The 18,261-nt window shown below is 61.6% G+C and carries 20 protein-coding genes; 11 read left to right on the top strand and 9 right to left on the bottom strand.

Features of this window, described 5'->3' with window-relative positions; translation table 11 throughout:
• Positions 1–139: 139 nt before the first annotated feature.
• Genes J2741_RS06055 through J2741_RS06040 form a run of 4 tightly spaced genes read right to left on the bottom strand, consistent with a single transcriptional unit; the run spans position 140 to position 2,896 of the window.
• Entirely contained in the window at positions 140–391 is a 252-nt protein-coding gene (locus tag J2741_RS06055; protein WP_209674103.1) for a 4Fe-4S binding protein, read from the bottom strand.
• Positions 388–915 (bottom strand): 2-oxoacid:acceptor oxidoreductase family protein, encoded by a 528-nt coding sequence (locus J2741_RS06050; RefSeq protein ID WP_209674102.1) that lies wholly within the window; start codon positions 913–915, stop codon positions 388–390. Before J2741_RS06050 ends, J2741_RS06055 begins: the two co-directional genes overlap by 4 nt.
• Positions 915–2,021 carry a transketolase C-terminal domain-containing protein gene (locus J2741_RS06045; RefSeq protein ID WP_209674101.1) on the bottom strand — a complete coding sequence of 369 codons (1,107 nt, stop codon included), beginning with the start codon at positions 2,019–2,021 and terminating at the stop codon, positions 915–917. Before J2741_RS06045 ends, J2741_RS06050 begins: the two co-directional genes overlap by 1 nt.
• Positions 2,015–2,896 carry a thiamine pyrophosphate-dependent enzyme gene (locus J2741_RS06040; protein WP_209674100.1) on the bottom strand — a complete coding sequence of 294 codons (882 nt, stop codon included), beginning with the start codon at positions 2,894–2,896 and terminating at the stop codon, positions 2,015–2,017. Before J2741_RS06040 ends, J2741_RS06045 begins: the two co-directional genes overlap by 7 nt.
• Before the next feature lie 147 nt (positions 2,897–3,043).
• On the opposite strand from J2741_RS06040, the gene J2741_RS06035 reads away from it, so the two are divergent.
• Positions 3,044–3,643: a hypothetical protein gene (locus J2741_RS06035; RefSeq protein WP_209674099.1), complete on the top strand. Its 600-nt coding sequence runs from the start codon at positions 3,044–3,046 to the stop codon at positions 3,641–3,643.
• Positions 3,644–3,682: 39 nt separating this feature from the next.
• Here the strand turns inward: J2741_RS06035 and J2741_RS06030 are convergent, their stop codons facing one another.
• Positions 3,683–4,174, bottom strand: a complete 492-nt coding sequence (locus tag J2741_RS06030; RefSeq protein WP_209674098.1) for a YkgJ family cysteine cluster protein — start codon at positions 4,172–4,174, stop codon at positions 3,683–3,685.
• Between the two features lie 99 nt (positions 4,175–4,273).
• Between J2741_RS06030 and J2741_RS06025 the strand changes: the two genes are divergently transcribed.
• Complete coding sequence (locus J2741_RS06025; protein WP_209674097.1) at positions 4,274–5,755, top strand: cryptochrome/photolyase family protein; 1,482 nt, start codon at positions 4,274–4,276, stop codon at positions 5,753–5,755.
• Positions 5,756–5,795: 40 nt separating this feature from the next.
• Here the strand turns inward: J2741_RS06025 and truA are convergent, their stop codons facing one another.
• Both truA and J2741_RS06015 read right to left on the bottom strand, forming a co-directional pair.
• Positions 5,796–6,623, bottom strand: a complete 828-nt coding sequence (gene truA / locus J2741_RS06020; RefSeq protein WP_209674096.1) for a tRNA pseudouridine(38-40) synthase TruA — start codon at positions 6,621–6,623, stop codon at positions 5,796–5,798.
• Complete coding sequence (locus J2741_RS06015) at positions 6,587–7,255, bottom strand: CehA/McbA family metallohydrolase (protein WP_209674095.1); 669 nt, start codon at positions 7,253–7,255, stop codon at positions 6,587–6,589. Before J2741_RS06015 ends, truA begins: the two co-directional genes overlap by 37 nt.
• Before the next feature lie 40 nt (positions 7,256–7,295).
• Here J2741_RS06015 and J2741_RS06010 point away from each other — a divergent pair, with 40 nt between their 5' ends.
• From J2741_RS06010 to J2741_RS05985, 6 genes are all read left to right on the top strand, one after another.
• On the top strand, positions 7,296–8,708 hold the full coding sequence (locus J2741_RS06010) for a dihydropteroate synthase-like protein (RefSeq protein ID WP_209674094.1): 1,413 nt from the start codon (positions 7,296–7,298) through the stop codon (positions 8,706–8,708).
• 53 nt (positions 8,709–8,761) lie between these two features.
• Entirely contained in the window at positions 8,762–9,136 is a 375-nt protein-coding gene (locus tag J2741_RS06005; protein WP_209674093.1) for a Mov34/MPN/PAD-1 family protein, read from the top strand.
• Positions 9,133–9,573 carry an adenylyltransferase/cytidyltransferase family protein gene (locus J2741_RS06000; protein ID WP_209674092.1) on the top strand — a complete coding sequence of 147 codons (441 nt, stop codon included), beginning with the start codon at positions 9,133–9,135 and terminating at the stop codon, positions 9,571–9,573. Before J2741_RS06005 ends, J2741_RS06000 begins: the two co-directional genes overlap by 4 nt.
• Before the next feature lie 199 nt (positions 9,574–9,772).
• Positions 9,773–10,414 (top strand): DUF2284 domain-containing protein, encoded by a 642-nt coding sequence (locus J2741_RS05995; protein ID WP_209674091.1) that lies wholly within the window; start codon positions 9,773–9,775, stop codon positions 10,412–10,414.
• A 286-nt stretch (positions 10,415–10,700) separates the two neighbouring features.
• Positions 10,701–11,066 (top strand): ferritin family protein, encoded by a 366-nt coding sequence (locus J2741_RS05990; protein WP_209674090.1) that lies wholly within the window; start codon positions 10,701–10,703, stop codon positions 11,064–11,066.
• Positions 11,067–11,081: 15 nt separating this feature from the next.
• A complete protein-coding gene (locus J2741_RS05985; RefSeq protein WP_209674089.1) occupies positions 11,082–11,879 on the top strand; it encodes a family 1 encapsulin nanocompartment shell protein in 798 nt (265 codons plus the stop codon).
• 293 nt (positions 11,880–12,172) lie between these two features.
• On the opposite strand, the gene J2741_RS05980 is transcribed toward J2741_RS05985, so the two are convergent.
• Together J2741_RS05980 and J2741_RS05975 are read right to left on the bottom strand one after the other, a co-directional pair.
• Positions 12,173–14,506, bottom strand: a complete 2,334-nt coding sequence (locus J2741_RS05980; RefSeq protein ID WP_209674088.1) for a DEAD/DEAH box helicase — start codon at positions 14,504–14,506, stop codon at positions 12,173–12,175.
• Positions 14,493–15,575 carry a ribonuclease H-like domain-containing protein gene (locus J2741_RS05975; RefSeq protein WP_209674087.1) on the bottom strand — a complete coding sequence of 361 codons (1,083 nt, stop codon included), beginning with the start codon at positions 15,573–15,575 and terminating at the stop codon, positions 14,493–14,495. The genes J2741_RS05980 and J2741_RS05975 overlap by 14 nt, the downstream gene beginning before the upstream one ends.
• Before the next feature lie 117 nt (positions 15,576–15,692).
• On the opposite strand from J2741_RS05975, the gene J2741_RS05970 reads away from it, so the two are divergent.
• Genes J2741_RS05970 through J2741_RS05960 form a run of 3 tightly spaced genes read left to right on the top strand, consistent with a single transcriptional unit; the run spans position 15,693 to position 18,242 of the window.
• A complete protein-coding gene (locus tag J2741_RS05970) occupies positions 15,693–16,361 on the top strand; it encodes a type 1 glutamine amidotransferase (RefSeq protein WP_209674086.1) in 669 nt (222 codons plus the stop codon).
• On the top strand, positions 16,352–17,119 hold the full coding sequence (locus tag J2741_RS05965) for a TIGR01458 family HAD-type hydrolase (RefSeq protein ID WP_209674085.1): 768 nt from the start codon (positions 16,352–16,354) through the stop codon (positions 17,117–17,119). The genes J2741_RS05970 and J2741_RS05965 overlap by 10 nt, the downstream gene beginning before the upstream one ends.
• Before the next feature lies 1 nt (position 17,120).
• Positions 17,121–18,242, top strand: a complete 1,122-nt coding sequence (locus tag J2741_RS05960) for a hypothetical protein (protein WP_209674084.1) — start codon at positions 17,121–17,123, stop codon at positions 18,240–18,242.
• Positions 18,243–18,261: the final 19 nt, after the last annotated feature.

Below are 18,261 nucleotides of genomic sequence, written 5' to 3'. Positions count from 1 at the left end.
GGCTGGTGGCACTACGAAGTTCAAGACAACCAGGATGAACCGACTATCCCGTTAGGGTTCGCCGCAGCGGCAGGGGCGACAGCCCCTGGGAGCGTCTTAATTCTCGTGAATGGTCCGACCGAAAAAAAAAACGAAAAAATTACTTCTCTTCCCTTTTCATCTCGATCGCGTTCTTCGGGCACTCTTCGGCACAGATCCCGCACCCTTTGCAGAAGTCGAGATCGATCTCCAGGTCCTCGTTGATCGCACCCTCGGGGCAGTACATGGCACAGAGCCCGCAGGCGTTGCATTTCTCCTTGTCGACCACGGGCCGGAACACTCTCCACGACCCGGTCTTCCCGCAGGCTCCCTCTTTCGGCCTGCTCATCGCCAGCCGGTCCTTTACCGTCATACCTTCAACTCCTTGTAGGCCTCTTCGGCGGCCTTCACGTTCCGCTCGTCCGCGAACATCTCCGAGATGGCCGATTTCGCGGACTTCACCGTGACGATCCCCATTTTTGCGAGGGCACCGATCACCGGGGTGTTCAGGATCGGGCTCCCCGCGATCACCAGGTTCTGTTTCAGAGCGATCCCGGTCAGATCGACCGCCTTCGTCTTGTATCCCGGGAATTCCGGGGCATGGGCCGCGTTTACTAAGACCGTACCGCCGGGTTTCAACCCGTTGAGGACATCGACTACGTCCATCACGCTCGGGTCGAGCACGACCACCAGGTCGGGGTTCCTGATCTGGGAATAGACCTTGATGGGGTGATCGTCGATCCGCACGAACGAGACTACCGGGGCGCCCCTCCGCTCGGCCCCGTAAAAGGGACAGGCGGTGGCATACTTGCCGTCGCGGAACGCCGCCAGTGCGAGCAGCCGGGCGGCGGTAACCCCGCCCTGGCCGCCACGGGAATGGATCCGTATCTCGTACATTACGCATTCACCCCGAACCAATACTCCTTCCCGGGCTCCCTGTCGCGGACGAACCCGGCGATATCGTCGAAGGTCACTTCCTGGCCTCCGAGCCCCGCGATCACGCTGAACGGCTCGACACGGTACTTCGCCTTCAGGCTGCGGGCGATGACCCCGCCCCACCCGAACGAGTAGTCACGGTCGATCACCACCACGTCGCGCCCGGCGATATCGAGCTCCGGGAAGGGACGGAGCCAGCGGATACGCATCGAACCCGCCTTCACCCCTTCTTTCCGGAGGTTGTCTACCGCGACCTCGGCCTCCTTGCCGAGCGTCCCCATGGCAACCACCAGGACGTCCGCGTCCTCGCAGCGGTAGTCCTCGGTAAACCCGTAGGACCTTCCGAACCTCTTTCCAAATTCCTTCTGGGTCTCCTCGATGACCCGGACCGAGTCCCGCATCGACCGTTCGATGTCCCACCGGAACTTGAAATATTCGTCCGGCCCGGTGAGGGTTCCATACCCCCGGGGATGCTCGATATCGATCGCGTGGGGGAGGCGCAGCGGCGGGATGAAGTCGCCGAGATCCACGGTCTCAAGCGACTGCATGATATGGGAGAGGACGAAACCGTCGAGGTTGACCATCACCGGGAGCAGGACGGATTCGTGCTCTGCGATGCGGAACGCCATCAGCGTGGCGTCGTACGCCTCCTGCACGGTGCCTACATAGACCTGCAGCCACCCCGTGTCCCGTTCCTGGAATGCGTCCGTATGCTCGGCCCAGACGTTCCAGCCCGGTCCGAGCGACCTGTTCACGTTCGCCATCACGATGGGGAGCCGTGCCCCCGCGGCCCAGTTCACCATCTCGTGCATATAGAGCAGCCCGTGGGAGCTGGTCGCGGTGAAGGTCCGGGCCCCGGTGACGCTGGCCCCGATACAGGCAGCCATCGCCGAGTGCTCGCTTTCCACCGGGATGTACCTGCTGTCGAGCGACCCTCCGGTCACGTAATCGGCGATCTGTTCCACGATCTCGGTCTGGGGGGTGATCGGGTAGGCCGCGATCACCGAAGGCCTGGCCTCCTTGACCGCAGCCGCTACCGCCTTGTTCCCCGTTGCAATGGTCAGCATACGCCGTCAGCCTCCAGTTTCAGCCGTTTTGCAGATTTTTCCGCCTGCGATTTGAGCATCGCGAGCGCTTCCTTGCTGATCCCCTTGAACCGGCCCTGGGGGGCGAGGTAGTCCTCCACCGGGACCGGTTTGATCATGGCCGCCTTCGAGGGGCCGTTGATGGTCACCGCGCCGTACTCACGCTCGTAGAGCAGCCACATCCCCGATTTCACCGCGAGTTTGCCCATCTCGATGGTCTTCTCCGAAGAGAACCGCCATCCCGGAGGGCAGGGCGCGAGGATATGGATGAACTTCGGCCCCCGGATGGACAGGGCTTTCTGCACCTTCTTGAACAGGTCCTGGGGATAGGCACTGCACGCCGTGGCCATATAGGGCGGGTTGTGGGCGGCAACGATCCCGTCGAGGTCCTTCTTGGCGTGGATCTTTCCTCCCGGGGTGGTCGTGGTCCTCGCCCCGATCGGGGTCGCACCCGAACGCTGCATGCCCGTGTTTCCGTACGCCTCGTTGTCGTAACAGATATAGAGGAAATCGGTCCCCCGCTCGAAGGCACCCGAAAGGGACTGTATCCCGATATCCACGGTGCCCCCGTCCCCGGCATAGACGATCACGTTGGTCTTCTTCCCTGCCGCGCTGAATGCCTCGCTCATGCCGGATGCACATGCGGCCGCCGCGGCGAACGCCACGTTGTAAATGGGAATGTTCATCGCGGTATTGGGATAGATGCCCTGGATCACGCTGGTACAGCAGGCAGGGATCACCAGCACCGTGTCCCGGCCCGCGGCCTTGAGCACGTACCGCAGGATGAGCGACGTGCTGCAGCCGGCGCATGCCGAGGTGCATTTTAAAATATACTCCTCTTTCGGGATTTCCGTCATTCGATCAAACAGTACTATATCTTGGCCATGTGTAATAAGAGTATATTAATGGGATTTTGTTCATTTTCGGGGTTTTTTTCGGGATTCGAATGAACCAATGCATATTTTTAGGAAGCAGCCCCTTCATACCTGAGAGAGATCGGGGAAATGGATCAGGTTACCCGGGAGAACGAGCGCGAGGCAGGTCCGGGGAAGGACGATAAAGAAGAACGCGGAGAGCGCGGGCCGGCCGGATTCGAAACGGATAGCGAAGGAATGCCGGTACAATACGCCACCACCGGAAGCCACCCCGCCCTCACGGCGCTCGCAGTGGGGCTGGTAATCGTGCTCGCCATCGCCGTCGCTGCGTACGGCACCATGGTGATCGATATCGGCCTCCCGCCGGTCCCCGGTGCGACGTATCCCTATTCCACCACCTACTCGGTGGTGATCCCCCCCGGCCAGCAGGTCCTCATCGCCGGGGTCCCAATGGTGGTGGTCGACGCGGGAGAGACCCTTAAGGTCGTGCTGGAGAGGACTCCTGAACAGTTCGCCCCCGGGGAACCGCATACAATCGCTCGGGGGACCGCGGAGACACGTTCACTCGGGTTCGTGCTCTCGCATACCGGGTACCAGGTCGATGCGGTGTATCTGGGAGCGGAGGGAGATTCTGCAGATCTCTCCCTGACGATCCTGACGACGGAGCGTGCCTCTTCCCGCCTGGTCAAGGCGCTTCTTCCCACCGGAGTGGAGATCTTCCCCGGATAGAACAATATTCTGATATACCTGACTGTCCGTTTTCCGGGGTTAATCTTCCCAGGACCTCACCCCGAAACCCGCATCTTTCAGGATTTTCTCCGCCTTCTCCCGCCAGACGACCAGGTCTGAGTCCTGGATCCCTTTCACCTGTTCGTTCCAGACATGGATCAGGGCAGGATCGGTACTCTCCAGGGTTTTTCGCCCGACAACCCGCCCGACAACCTTCCCGGAGGCATCGGTGACGGAAAGGGTGAAGCACCTGAACTGGCGGCAGATCCCCGGCCTCGCCGGGTAGATCGTGCAAAGGAACGTACCTTCTTCCACGCGCCTGAGGAACGGGCACCACGAAGGGTCGTAATGTTCCGGGTCCCTTTTCGCGAAGAGATCGGCGCAGTCCGGCGGTACGGTGACCGGGAGAATCTCGCCGGTGACCCCGACCCTGAGGTAGTGCGACCGGGGGGAGAGGCTTGCCGCGAGGCTCATGTGTTTTCCCAGGCTGATACAGCACTTCCCGCACCGGGAGCAGGACGAATTTCCCATGGTGTCAGAAGAACACTGGGGTGAGCGATCTTTTATAGTGTGCGAATCAGGACAATTAGAGAATGATGGATCGGTGGAAAGGGAAGGAGGCGCGGCCGCATGGGCCGTGAGGTCACACTCGTCTTTCCCCACCAGCTCTTCGCCCGCCACCCGGCGCTCGACACGGAACGGGTCGTGTACCTGGTGGAGGCCGATCGGTTCTTCTCTGAATTCCGGTTCTGCAGGCATAAACTGGTGTTCCACCGGGCCTCGATGCAGGCCTACCGTTCCCGGCTGGAGGGGGAGGGCTACCAGGTGGAGTATATTCCCCATGCCGGGCCCGAGACCATCCCCCGTCTCTTCTCCACGATCTCCGATGCAGGGGTATCCACCATCCGGCTCGCGGACCCCTGCGACCACACCCTGGAACGAATCCTCGCACAGTGGTCGCGGAACCTGGGTATCCGGGTCTCTTACCAGGAATCCCCCGGTTTCCTGACTCCGCGGAACCTGATCGAGGAGTTCTTCTCGGACGCGGCGCACTACTCCATGACCGAGTTCTACCGGGAACAGCGCAAAAGACTGGGGATCCTGATGGTCGACGGAAAACCGGCCGGGGGGAGGTGGACCTATGATACCGAGAACAGGAAGACCGTCCCCGAGGGGCTGAAACTCGCCAAGGTCACGCCACCTGCTGAGAACAGGTGGACCCGTGAGGCGGAAGAATACGTCCGGAACGAATTCCCGGACAACCCCGGGCAGATCCAGGGTTTCATCTACCCGGTGCGGCACAAGGATGCCGACGTCTGGCTGGAACGGTTCCTGGCGGACAGGCTCTCCTGCTTCGGCCCCTACCAGGACGCCATCTCTTTTGACAACCCTTTCATATGCCATTCCCTGATCTCCCCGCTCCTCAATACCGGCCTCCTCACCCCCGACCAGGTCGTGACCAGGGCGCTCCAGTTCGCGGAGATCTACCCTGTCCCGATAAACTCGCTCGAGGGGTTCATCCGGCAGATCATCGGCTGGAGGGAGTTCATGCGGGGGGTATATCTCACGGAAGGGGAGACTGCCCGGCGGTCGAACTTCTGGGGGGTCGCCCGGAGCATGCCCGCCTCATTGTATGAAGGGACCACAGGAATCCTGCCGGTGGATACCGTCGTGCGCAACGTGCGGGAGAGAGCCTACGCCCACCACATCGAGCGCCTGATGGTACTCGGGAATTTCATGCTCCTTTGCGAGATCCATCCCGACGAGGTCTATCGCTGGTTCATGGAGAACTTTATCGACGCCTATGACTGGGTAATGGTCCCGAACGTCTATGGGATGTCCCAGTACGCGGACGGGGGGCTGATCACCACCAAGCCCTACATCAGTTCCTCGCACTACCTCACCCGAATGGCGAATTATCCCGAAGGAAGATGGTGCGATATCTGGGACGGGCTTTTTTGGCGGTTCATCGCCCGGTACCGGGAAGTGTTCCGCAGGAACCCCCGCATGAGAGTGCTGGTTCCCATGCTGGAACGGATGGAGGAGGCGACCATCCGGAAGCACGTCGAGACCGCGGAGGCATTTATGGCCCGGTTCCACGGAAACGGGTGAAAATATGTTGTGTCGGGGGGGTGGCACGGGTGTTCCCGCCTTACCCGATAGACTCCTCGAATACCGAGCAGATCCTCTCCATGACCGCGTGCCGATCGCGGAGCTGCCCGAGGTGTCGTTCCGTCCTTGAGTCGGGGGGGATCGGGGCGAACACTATCCCGCAGTCCACATCCCACAACACCAGCCCGAATGCCGGTGCCGGGGTATGGCAGCACTTTTCCCCGGTCTCGAGATGGCGGGCGATATCATCGCGGCTGATCCTTGCCTGCCCTGCCAGGAGCAGGGAGGCGGCCATGTAGCGGACCATGTGCCAGAGGAAACTCTCTCCACGGACCTCGATGAATGCAAGACCATCCTCGGCTGCCACCCTGATGGAATGTACCGTTCGTCGTGGGTCTTTTCCCTGGATCCGGGCAAATGCAGAGAAGTCGTGAGTCCCCAGGAAAATCTGAGCCGCATCGGCCATCGAGTGCAGGTCGAGTCCCCGGGGGGGGAAATAGTACCGGTAGGTCCGGCTCCTTGCGGCGTACCGGGGGTTGAACGGGGGCTCGACCTCCGCGTATCCGTTCACCCAGATATCGGGGGGCAGCTGCCAGTTCAATGCCTTTATCGCCCGGTCCGGTGCGTGGGTAGTGAATGCCGCGACCTGACCGCGGGCATGGACCCCCCGATCCGTCCTCCCCCCCGTCTGGAAACGGGCCTCGCGAAAATCGGTAAACAGCTCGCAACGGATACACGCGGCGATGAACTCGCCCTCGACCGTCCGCTCCTCTGCCTGGACCTGGGATCCTCCGAACCGGTCCCCGAGGTACCCGAACCGGAACGCCAGCCTTACCGGGGGTGCACCCGCCTCGCGATCTTTTTCCATGTATTGGAGAGCGACTGCCTGGTATAGGTTCGCAGGGGGGTCATCCTCCCCCCGGCGATGGTCTTTCCGTTCCGGATCGCCGCGAGGATGGAGGCCGTATCCGGCTCGGCGTCCACCAGAGTCCTCCCGAACCCGACAAAACGGGCGTTGTGGGCATCGGACCCCCCCACGGCGGGCTTGCCAAGCCTCCGGGCCATCTTGGCGGCCTTCATATTTGCCGAGCCCACGATGTACCGGCTGTTGAAGGTCTCGATCGCGTCCACCTCCCAGAGCGCGGTACGGAACTTCCGTGCTACCCCGTGACGCCACATATGGTAGGGATGGGGGAGAATCACCAGGGCGCCCTCGTTTTTCGCCATCCGGATGGTCTCTATCACGTCCATCCCCCGGGGGAAGACCTTCTCCACGCCCAGGACGAGGAGGTGTCCCTGCCGGGTGGACACCTCTATCCCCGGAATTATCACCAGCCTTGTACTGACGGCACGTGCCGCCGCAACTCCCTCGGTAGTGTCGTGATCGGTGATCGCGATCGCGTCCAGGCCGGCCGCTTCGGCACTGCGGATTATAGCCTCTACGCTGCTCTCTCCATCCCTTGACGCACGGGTGTGGATATGCAGGTCGCAGGCGAGCATGGTGATCTATCTTTATATCTCTCCGATATTAAGGGAACTTATGCGTATTCTCCTTCCCACCGGCAGAATTACGTACTCCATCGTCAAATCGGCGGCAGCCGGGCTCGATGCCGACGTAATCGTCACCGGGGAGATCGCGTCCTTCCTCACCCCTTCGCAACTGAAGGACCTCCTGCAGGGAACGCACTATGACATGGTTCTGGTTTCAGGCATGTCCACCGCATCGTTCGCAGCGGTGGAAAAGGAGACCGGGATCCCGGTGTTTCGCGGTCCCCGGCATGCCGCGGACCTCGCGCTCGTCCTCCCTCTTCTCGACTCGATCACCCTGTCCAGGGATACGCCGGCCGATGATTTCATCGCCGGGATGAGAAAGAAAGAGGCGTATATCACGCTGGATTTTGCAGAACAGGAAGCGAATTTCCGGTACCTGATCAGGGGTGTGAAGATCGGCGGCGACGCACGGATCAAGGTCCTCGCCGAGATAATGGATGCCCACCGGGTGGACGGCATCCGTGAGAAGGTTCGGGAGTACCTCGCCTCCGGAGCCGACATCGTGGACCTCGGCTTTGGGTTCGACGCGACACCGGAAGAGGTCCGCAGGGTCTTCGCGGACCTGGAGGGGATCGATGCCCCACTGGCCGTCGATTCACAGGATCCGAACCTGATCGAGGCCGCACTTCCCCGTGCGGATCTGGTGCTCTCCCTCCAGGAGGAGAACATGGACCGGGCGGGGCGGGCGGTCGCGGACGCGGGAGCAGGGGCTGTGGTGGTGCCGGGGAGGGCGGGGCTCGAACACACGATAACACTGGCAGAAAAGGCAGGGATCGAGGTCATCCTCGCCGATCCGCTCCTGCAGCCCGCGGGCTCGGGGCTGCTCGAATCTCTCCGGTGCATGAAGGAATACGGCTATCCCCTCTTCTTCGGGGCCGGGAACGTGGTGGAGCTGTTCGATGCCGATTCCGTGGGGATGAACGCCCTCCTCGCCGGCCTGGCAATGGAGGCGGGGGCAGCGGTGATCTTTACCAGCGAGCACTCCGACAAGACCCGGGGGGCGGTGGAAGAGATGCGGAGGGCCACGGAGATGATGGCCCTTTCACGGAACCGGCCGTACCCCAAGGACCTCGGGGTCGACCTGCTGGTGATCAAGGAGAAAAGGAGGAGAAGGGAACCGCCGGTCACGTACCGGCAGGTCGACCCGGCTTCGCCGATGCCCCGGGATATCGTCTACGACCCCCGGGGAAACTTCAGGATAGGGGTAGCAGACGGGCAGATCGTGGCCGAGCTCGACGGGAAGGCCATCCGCGGGGACACGTGGTCCGATGTCTTTTACACCATACTCGCCCGGGGAAACGTCTCCCTCCTCGATCATGCAGCGTACCTGGGAAAGGAACTCTACAAAGCGGAGCTTGCCATACGGTTCGGCCGGAGCTTCGAGCAGGACGGGCCGTTCTGACAGGCCCTCCCCGCCACGGTTATCATGCATTCCGCACAATATAACTCCCGGCAATGCACATACGGGGAATTTCACGCGACCTTCTGGACCTGCTCCTCTCTATCGGGAAAGAACAACACCCGCACGAGTTTGCAGGAGTGCTCCGGGAAGAGGAAGGGGTCATCAGGGAGCTCAACCTTCTCCCCGGGACCACGAGCAACGAGCACAGCGCACGCCTCTTTCTCGACATGATGCCGCTTGACACTCACATCGCCGGAAGTGCGCATTCCCACCCGAACGGGGTCATGATCCCCTCGGATGCGGACCTCTCGTTCTTCCCCCGGGTCGGAGGACGTTTCCATTGTATCGTCGGATTCCCGTACGAGGCCGGCGACTGGCGCTTTTTCTCCGCAGACGGTACCCCCGTGGATCTCGAGGTGGTGGAATGAAGCGGGTGGTGGCCACCGGCACCTTCGACCTCCTCCATCCGGGGCATATTTACTATCTGGAGGAATCGCGGAAGCTCGGGGACGAACTCTGGGTGATCGTCGCCCGCGACGCGAATGTCCGGCACAAGCCCCGCCCCATCATCTCCGAGGACCAGCGGCTGAAGATCATGCAGTCGCTGCGGGTAGCAGACCATGTGGTCCTGGGGGACCGGGAGGATATGTTCCGGCCAATCGAGGAGATCCGGCCGGCAGTAATCACCTTCGGGTTCAACCAGCACTTCGATGAGCAGAAGATCCGCGGGGGGCTCGAGGAGAGGGGGCTCGCGGGAATCGACCTGGTCAGGATAGGCCCTTCGGAGGAATACCCTCTCTGCAGTTCGAGGAGGATCATCAAGGAGATCCTCGGGCGTTACAACTGCGAAGAACGAAGCGGATGACGCGCGCTCTTCACACTCACTTTTTTACCAGAGACCCGGCCCCTGGTCTGTTTCCTTTCGATTCGCGGTCAATATCCCCTGCAATGGGGTGAAGACGAAAAATATCCCGGATTGGCTCACTGGCGGAAACCTGTCGGGTGAGAAACCGGGAAACCATTATCGTTCCCGGTGAAAAGACCCTCCATCGAGAGGTCTCACGATGGTGCCGGTGCTCGAGCATGAGATCGGGAAGCTGACCGGGATAGCCTCCGACAGGGGAGTCCAGGTCAGGGCAATTCCCGCAAAAGACGTGGTGATCGCAGAATGGGTGCGGTTCAAGTGTCGTTTCGGATGCAAGGGGTATGCAAAACACCTTTCATGCCCGCCGTACGCTCCTTCTCCCCGGGAAACGCGGGCCATGGTGAACGAGTACCAGACGGCGATTCTGCTCCGTTTCGAGGGGGTCCCCGGTCATGAGTCTTTCGGCCCGGAGGATATTCCCGAGGACTTCCACGGGTTTTACAGGGACCTTATCCTCTGGGTGAACACGACCGTGCACCTCCTGGAAAAAACTGCATTTTACGACGGCTTTTACAAGGCTTTCGGGTTCGGCGGGTATCCCTGCATCTACTGCGAGGAGTGCATCGCGGAGGAGTGCGAGGGGGTGGTGGACGAGAGCTCCCGCAGGAGGTGCCGGCACATGGATCTGGTCCGTCCCAGCATGGAAGCCGCCGGTATGGACGTCTTTGCCACCGCCGCCCGGGCAGGGTGGATGCTCCGCACAATCCCCTGCAAGGACCTCGAGTACGGGAAGGTGGTACATGGTAACATCACCTCCATCGGGCTGGTTTTGCTGGAATAGACAGTATCCCGGAAAGCCTGCGGAAAATAAAAACGAATCGGAAAGGCCGGGGGTACTCTGCAGGAACCCCGGCGGCGGTAATATCTAATTTATGGCCGGAAGGGAGTTTCCCGGGCATTTTCAGGGCTGCTTGAGGCATACGTATATATGTCCCATAGGGTATATTACGGGTAGAGGGTTCGTGAGGATCCCCTTTTAACACTCACCGCGATTCCTGTATTCCAAAAATGCAGGACCCATAAAAAACGGCGGAGCCGTTTGGAAAAATAAATTGGAGCAATGACATATGGTGGAATTTTCAACCCCATTTTCGGGAAAAAACAGTGAGAGAAAACTCACAAAAAGCGAGCTTGTCAGGGCGATACGAATTAGCGTCGCAGACGAGTACGAGGCGATCCAGGTTTACACCCAGCTCGCGGAGTCTACCGACGACCCCCTCGCAAAGGCGGTGCTCATGGACATCGCGGACGAAGAACGTGTCCACGCCGGCGAGTTCATCCGTCTGCTTATTGAACTCGCCCCGGACGAAGCGGGGTTCTATGCAGACGGCACCGCGGAGGTCGAGGCGATGATCGCCCGCGTGTCAGGGAAAGAGCCCGCAGTACCGGCCGAAGAGTCATCGGACCTGACCATCGGGTCCATGAAGGAATAAGGAGAGGAGGAAATTATGGCATCAAAATATCTCGCACGTGAAGAAGCCCCTATCGGGGGCGAGACCTGGAAGATGCTCGATGCGACCATGGCGGGCGCGGCAAAGAGCATCCTGACCGGGCGGAAGCTCCTTCATATCGAAGGCCCGTACGGGCTGGGACTGAAGGGAATTCCCCTCGAGGACTGCCAGGTATCCGAATGTATGATCACCAGCCAGTTTGTCCCGGTCACCATGCTCTACACCACCTTCTGCCTGGGGATCAGGGACCTTATGGCATACGAGCAGACCGGCCTGCCGTTCACTGCATCGCCGGTGGCAGCCGCCGCCCTCGAGTGCGCGGGGCAGGAAGACGCCCTGGTCTTCGAAGGAGTCGAGGGATGCCCCGGGCTGATGAGCGTGGAGGGTGCAAACTCCCACAAGCTCGCGTCCTGGAATACCGTCGGGAAGGCCGCGGACGATATCATCCAGGCCCTGACGAAGCTCGACGAGGCGGGGTTCCACGGCCCATACAGCCTTGCACTCGCACCGTCGCGGTACAACCTCCTGTATCGGGCATTCATCCAGGGGACCGGCACTGAACTCGAGAACCTGAAGAGCATCGTCTCCGCCGGGGTCTACAAGGCCCCCTCTCTGAAGAGCGGCGGGGTGCTGATCGCCTCAGGGAAGATGTACGCCTCCATCGTTCTCGGCCAGGACATGACCATAGGGTACATCGGCCCGGTGGGGGACAGCCTGGAGTTTTCAATCACCGAGAGCCTCGCCCTGCTTATCCGTGAGCCCGGGGCGATCTGTGTCTTGAAAGATAGGGAATAACGGGGAACTCCCGGTTCTTTTTTTCGTGTTCGCGGAGAGTCCTCCGGACATTCGGTTTTGACCTGGTTTAAAACTTATCTGAAGGGCAGTTTTTCCTGCCCGCAGCGGCCTCGGCTCACGAGAGGCGTTAGATTGTAATGGTAAACTCCCTGCCGTTCCGGAGTCCGGGAGCTCCCGGCCTGAGCTATTTGGATGACCGACGCGGGGTGATATACCGGGGGGTCTTTTCAGGCTCATCACGGGCAAAGAGATGGGCGAAAAGATTTAGGTGGTATCATCCCACCCTCTCATCTTTAGGAAGAAGTTCCGGAAACGACCTCGTTTCCGGACGATCCCGCGGTTCCTTGGAGGGCGGGGTCGTCACGGTGTAGAAGCCCCTCCAGGATGACCATGGCGGCCCGCTTGTCAAGGGGCTGGTTATCGTTGCCGCATTTGGGAGAGAGGATGCAGGCAGGGCACCCCTCCTCGCACCCGCAGTCCCGGACCAGCCGGCGGGTGGTGTCGCAGATATCGAAAAAGATCCGGTACGCTTTTTCAGAGAGCCCGATACCCCCCTCGTACCCGTCGTATACGAAGATCACCGGTGCCCCGAACCCGGGGTGGAACGGGGTGGAGAGCCCCCCGATATCCCAACGGTCGCAGAGCACATGGAACGGCATCATTGCGATGAACGCGTGTTCCACCCCGTGCATCCCGCCGCCGAGGTCGCCCCCGGAGGTCCGCACCTGCCGCTCGATCCGTTCGGGTACCTCGAACCAGAGGGACTTGGTGACAAAACTAAGTGCGGGGAGTTCCAGAGGTTCCACCCCGAGGATCGCGTCGTACTGCATGATCCGGTACGCATAGTACTGTTCCGTAACCCTGACCTCCCCGAAGGCGAGATCGATCCCGTTCTCGTTTCTCTGCTCGATGGTCCGGACGACCTCTATCTCCACCGACTTCAGGGGGCGGGTGTAATAATCGACCTCGACCTTATCCACGTTGACCAGGTGGTGGGAGAGGTCCATCTCCGACACCAGATACTGGTCTCCCTGGTGGAGCAGGACTGCCCCCTTGTGCGCCTCCCTGAACGCCTGCGCCCGGTCCATGGTCTCCAGGACCGACCCGTCGCATACGACCTGATAACTCTCCCGGCCCCCGTCGCCCATCCCGACCAGCTCCGCGGGCCTCTTGCTTCCGGAGTAGACCCACCCCCTCCGGGTGGGGCGGACGAGGGAACAGTCCCGGTGGGCGGTCAGAATTCCTTCGAGATGGGGGCCGAAGAGTGCCCCGTCGGTCTCGGGGGAGAGGGGCAGTTCCGCGGCCGCACAGAGCACCTGCCCTGAGAGAATGTAGGGGTTTTCCAGGTCGATGATGGCATGTTCGTGCCCGGCCGAAAAGAACGACCCGGGGTGGCGCATGAAATACTGGTCAAGGGGATTGGCGAACCCCACCATCAGCGCCGCCGACTCCTGCCCGGAACGTCCCGCCCTGCCGGCCTGCTGCCAGGTGGAGATCATCGTGCCCGGGTACCCTGAAAGGATCACCGCATCGAGGGAGCCCACGTCGATCCCCACCTCCAGGGCGTTCGTGGAGACCACCGCCTGCAACAGGCCGTTCTTGAGACTGCGCTCTATCTCCCGCCGCTCCTCCGGGAGGTACCCCGCCCGGTATGCGGCGATCCCTCTGCCCGGCGCTCCCGCGGCCCCGCTCGGCCCGGGGGGGAGCGCCTCCCTGGTCCAGGTGGACACCAGTTCGGCGATCTTCCGCGAACCGGTGAAACAGAGCGTCTGCAACCCGTGACGGACGCAGGCGGCGACCAGGTCCGCGGTCTCGCGGTGGACCGAGTGCCCTTCCACTCCCGCGTAAAAGGGGTTGTACAGGATGAACTGCCGGGGCCCTGCGGGCGACCCGTCCCGGCTCTCCACCTGGAACGGGACCCCGCACAACCGCTCCCCGAACTCACCCGGGTTTGCCAGGGTCGCAGTGGAGAGGACGAATTGCGGGTCGGACCCGTAGTGCCGGCAGACCCTCCGCAGCCTGCGGATAAGATACGCCATCTGGGAGCCGAAGACCCCCCGGTAGCGGTGCGCCTCGTCGAAGACCACGAACTGGAGGTGTGAGAAGAACCTCGCCCACTGGTGGTGCCAGGGGAGGATGTGGTGGAGCTCGTAGGGATTGGTGAGGACCACCCTGGAGAGTTCCCGGATCCGGGGCCGCTTCTCTCGTGGGGTGTCGCCGTCGTATACCGCGGGATAGGCGCTGATCCCGGTCCCCTCCTCCATCTCCCGGACGGCCTGCAGCTGGTCGTAGGTGAGTGCCTTGGTGGGGTAGACCAGGAGTGCGCAGGCATCGGGGTCCTCCCAGAGCCGGTCGAAGATGGGGAGGGTGAAAGCGAGGGTCTTTCCCGATGCCGTGGGTGTGGTGAGGATCAGGTGTTTTCCCTCCCTGAGCGTCTCCATGCTCCGGCACTGGTGGGAGTACGGGCGGATTGACCTGCGCTCGAGGTAAGACCGGGCCGGGGGCGAGAGCATGGCCGGGACCGGGCCGTAATCGGCAACCCTCGGGGGAATGCTCTCTACGTGGGCGATAGCGGGCGCAAATCCCGGGTCGTTCCGGATATCGCGGAGGAGCTCATGCACACTCATGGCACTCCTCCGAGAGCAGGGCGAAGAGCCGTGCGAGGCTCACCACGTCCTGGCAGTTGTGCGTCACGATGGGGACCAGGGGCCCGGGGTTGCCAGTGCGCAGGTACGTCTCGTAGAACTCGGGGACCATGGCGCTCGGCACGTCCTCCTCGCGGCGCACCCCGAAAAGCCGCTTCTCCAGCGTAGAGAGCCTGCAGTCGGGGAAACGGTCCTTCCACCTCCTCCGCGAGTGGTGCAGGAGATCGAAATGTACCCCTGAAAGGGGAGGAAACTCCCCGTAGAATGCAAGTCGCTCCCTGAGGTAGGGAATGTCGAACGACTTGCCGTTGTAGGTGACCGCCACCGTCCCCGGTCCGAGGAGTTCCGAGGCCCGGAGGAGGGAAGGCAGTTCTTCCTCGATCCCCCGGAGGAGGTACTGGGACACCACGAGCTCCTGCCCCGAAAACCTCCCGATCCCAAAGAGGATGATCGGCCGGGAGAAGAATCCCAGCGTTTCCAGGTCAAGGAATACCAGCCGCTCCGGGGGGAAAAGCCCGGAAGCGAGCATGGAGAGGGGGTGCGCAGGGGAACTCTTACGGGAGACCCAGCGGGTGAGGGTTTCGGGATCCGCATCGGATATGACGGACAGGCATTCGGCCGCTCTCCGCTGGTATTTCCGGTGGTGGACCAGGTCCGGTATCCTCCGGTATCCCCGTTTCTTCAGCTCGCCTTCGGTCTTGTTCCCGATCCCCCATATCAGGGTCAGCTCGGAGAGAAGCCGCTCCTTCACTCTCGTCTCCCCGTATGCCGGTACCTGCAGGGGGATCCGGGTATCGATCCGGTAACACGTCCCCTCGCCGGTCTCCTCTACCGTGCCAGGAACCGCGTCCTCCACCGGGATCCCCCCGTAACGGTCCACCAGCGATGCGAGCAGTGTCCCCGCGCTCCGGAAATCGGATTCGAAGATGTAGGAGTCGGAAAAACTGCTCCGGAAGATATTATCGTTCCGGATTACGGTGTAATCCCTTCCTGCGTCCGCCCTTTCCTGCCATTGCCTGCTGATCGCGTCGTAGGCCAGGGGTGAGTTCATCTGATCAGGTCAATAGTTCCTGCCCTGCAGATATACAGGGTTCGGGTGCGGAGTGAAAGTGGATCAGTGCGTCCGGCCCGGAAAGCGATTATACTCCCTGAAGATAACGATCCTGTTATGATCACCATCTTCCAGCATGGGGAACAGGAACCGCCAGGGGTAATCCTTGATATCCTGAAGGAGGGTGGGCACGAGGCGGAGGTCGTTCCCCTCTACCGCACCGGAGAGGTCGATCCCGCGATCCTTCCCGACCGGCTCGTCATCCTCGGGGGAGTGATGAGCGTGAACGACGAGAAGGAGTACCCGTTCCTTTCCCAGGAGAAGGCGCTGATACGGAGATGCATCGCGGACAATCGTCCTGTACTCGGGCTCTGCCTGGGTGCCCAGATGATAGCCTCGGCGATGGGCTGTCGCGTCTATCCCGGCATCGAGGAGAAGGGGTGGAACCGGGTCAGCTCGCTCGTACCTCTCCCCGGAAAACCTGTTCCGGAAGACTTCTTCGTGTTCCAGTGGCACCGGGACACCTTCGACCTCCCCGGAAGCGCCCGGCTGATGGTGAAAGGGGAGCGGGTCCCCCACCAGATGTTCTCGCTCGGTTCCGCACTGGGGGTACAGTTTCACATGGAAGTCACCGGAGAGATCATCGCCCGGTGGGGAAAGACCCTGGATGAACCGCAGAGAGAGAAAATCCTGTCGGATACCCGGATATACCTGGATCGGAGCATCTCGCTCTGCAGGGAGACTGTGAACAGGTTCGCCTCGATGGAGAACGGGCGATGGCAATAGAGGGACTGCTGATCGACCTGGACGGGGTGCTCTACGTGGGCGATGAAGGTACGCCGGGCGCCGCCGGGATGCTGGAGGTCATCCGGGAGAAAAATATCCCATTCCGGTTCGTCTCCAATACCACGAGGAAATCAAGACGGACCATATGCCGGAAGTTGCAGGGGATGGGGTTTTCGGTCGCGCCGGAGGAGATCTTTACCCCGGCGGTAGCCGCGATCGCATGGCTTGCACAACAGGGCGCTCCCCGGGTACACCTGGTCACCACCGGCGATGTCGATACGGAGTTCCTGGATGCCGGGTACTCTCCGGTGGACCGGGATGTGGAACAGGTGGTGGTGGGGGACGCCGGCGATAACTTTTCCTACGCCCGGATGAACCAGGCCTTCCGGTTCGTGATGGACGGCGCCGGGATAGTCGCGCTCGAGAAGGACCGGTACTGGATGGCTCCAGACGGCCTGGCCCTCTCGGCGGGCCCCTTCGTCCAGGCGCTGGAATTCGCGACCAGGAAACCTGCCCTGGTCATGGGGAAACCCTCGCCGGAGTTCTTCCGCCTGGCACTCGAGGCCGTCGGCCTCCCAGCGGGACGCGTCGCAATGATCGGGGACGACATAGAGACCGATATCGGTGGGGCGATCTCGTGCGGCATGAAGGGGATACTCGTCCGCACGGGCAAGTTCCGCCCCGAAGTCACCCGCGCGTCCCCGGTGACCCCCACGGCCATCATCGATACCTTCGCGGGTCTGGAAAAAATGCTTTGAAATGAGGCCGGCCATACTTTTCGTTCTTGCATCGACGGTCCTTGCGACGGTAGTACTCTCCGGGTGCACGGGGAGTCTCCCCTTCTTCCACCCCCCTGTGGTGTATCCGGCACTTTCACCGGAGTCCGGCCGGGGAGACCTTGCCACGCCGGAATACCCGTTCCGGTTTGAGCGCGGCGAGTATACCCTCGCCTTTCCGGTCGACCGGGGGATATACGAGGCGGCCGCCGCCCAGGATAAAACGGCCACGATTTACGACGAATCCGTAGGGGAAGACGAATGGACGGCAGGCCTCTACCGGGCGATGATCCTCGACCCTGCAGAAATACCGGCATACGACAGGGTTCTCGGCGAATTCCGGGTGATACGAGACGAACAGGATCTCGATGAGGATGAATACCTGGAGCTCCTCGCCTCGTTCGTCCAGCAGATCCCCTACCGTACCGGAGAGGTTAACGCCCCCCTTTACCCGGTCGAGACGCTGGTGCAGGGGGCGGGCGACTGCGACGACAAGAGCATACTTCTCGCGGCGCTGCTTAGCCGCGAGGGATATCGCGTCTCTCTCCTTTATTTCCCGGACGAGAAGCACATGGCAGTGGGAGTGGGAGCGACGGAGGGGTTGTACGGGGACACCGGGTTCGCGTACGTGGAGACCACAAAGTTCTCCCTGGTGGGTGTTGCAGTCTTTGAACTCGAAGGAGGGACCACCCTGACCTCCGCACCCCGGGTGATCCCGGTGAGCACCGGGGGGACCCTGTATGCCCGCTGCAACGAGACCGGATACATCTGGGACGCAAGAAATGAGGCGATCGGGCGAATGGAGGAGTCGGGTCCGGAGCTTAACCGGACGGAGCGGGACATGGAAGAGCTGTCCGCCCGGATCGACGGCATGGACGCTATACTCCGGAGCCTGCGGAGAGGGGGCAGCGTCTCGGCCTATAACGCCCGTGTCGAGGAATATAACCGGCTCGTCGGGGAGTACAACGCGGTCCTCGAACGTTACCGGGCGATAGCAGAGGAGTATAACCGGGCGGTGGAGATCCATAATACCATCATGTCCCGGCTGTACGACCGTGAAGGACTCTACCGGGACCTATCCGGAGGTACCGGCATTCAGGCCTGACATCCCCTGTCCCCCCCTG

The sequence above is a fragment of the Methanolinea mesophila genome, assembly GCF_017873855.1.
Lineage (GTDB): Archaea > Halobacteriota > Methanomicrobia > Methanomicrobiales > Methanospirillaceae > Methanolinea_B > Methanolinea_B mesophila.
This window is presented reverse-complemented; position numbering and strand designations above follow the sequence as displayed.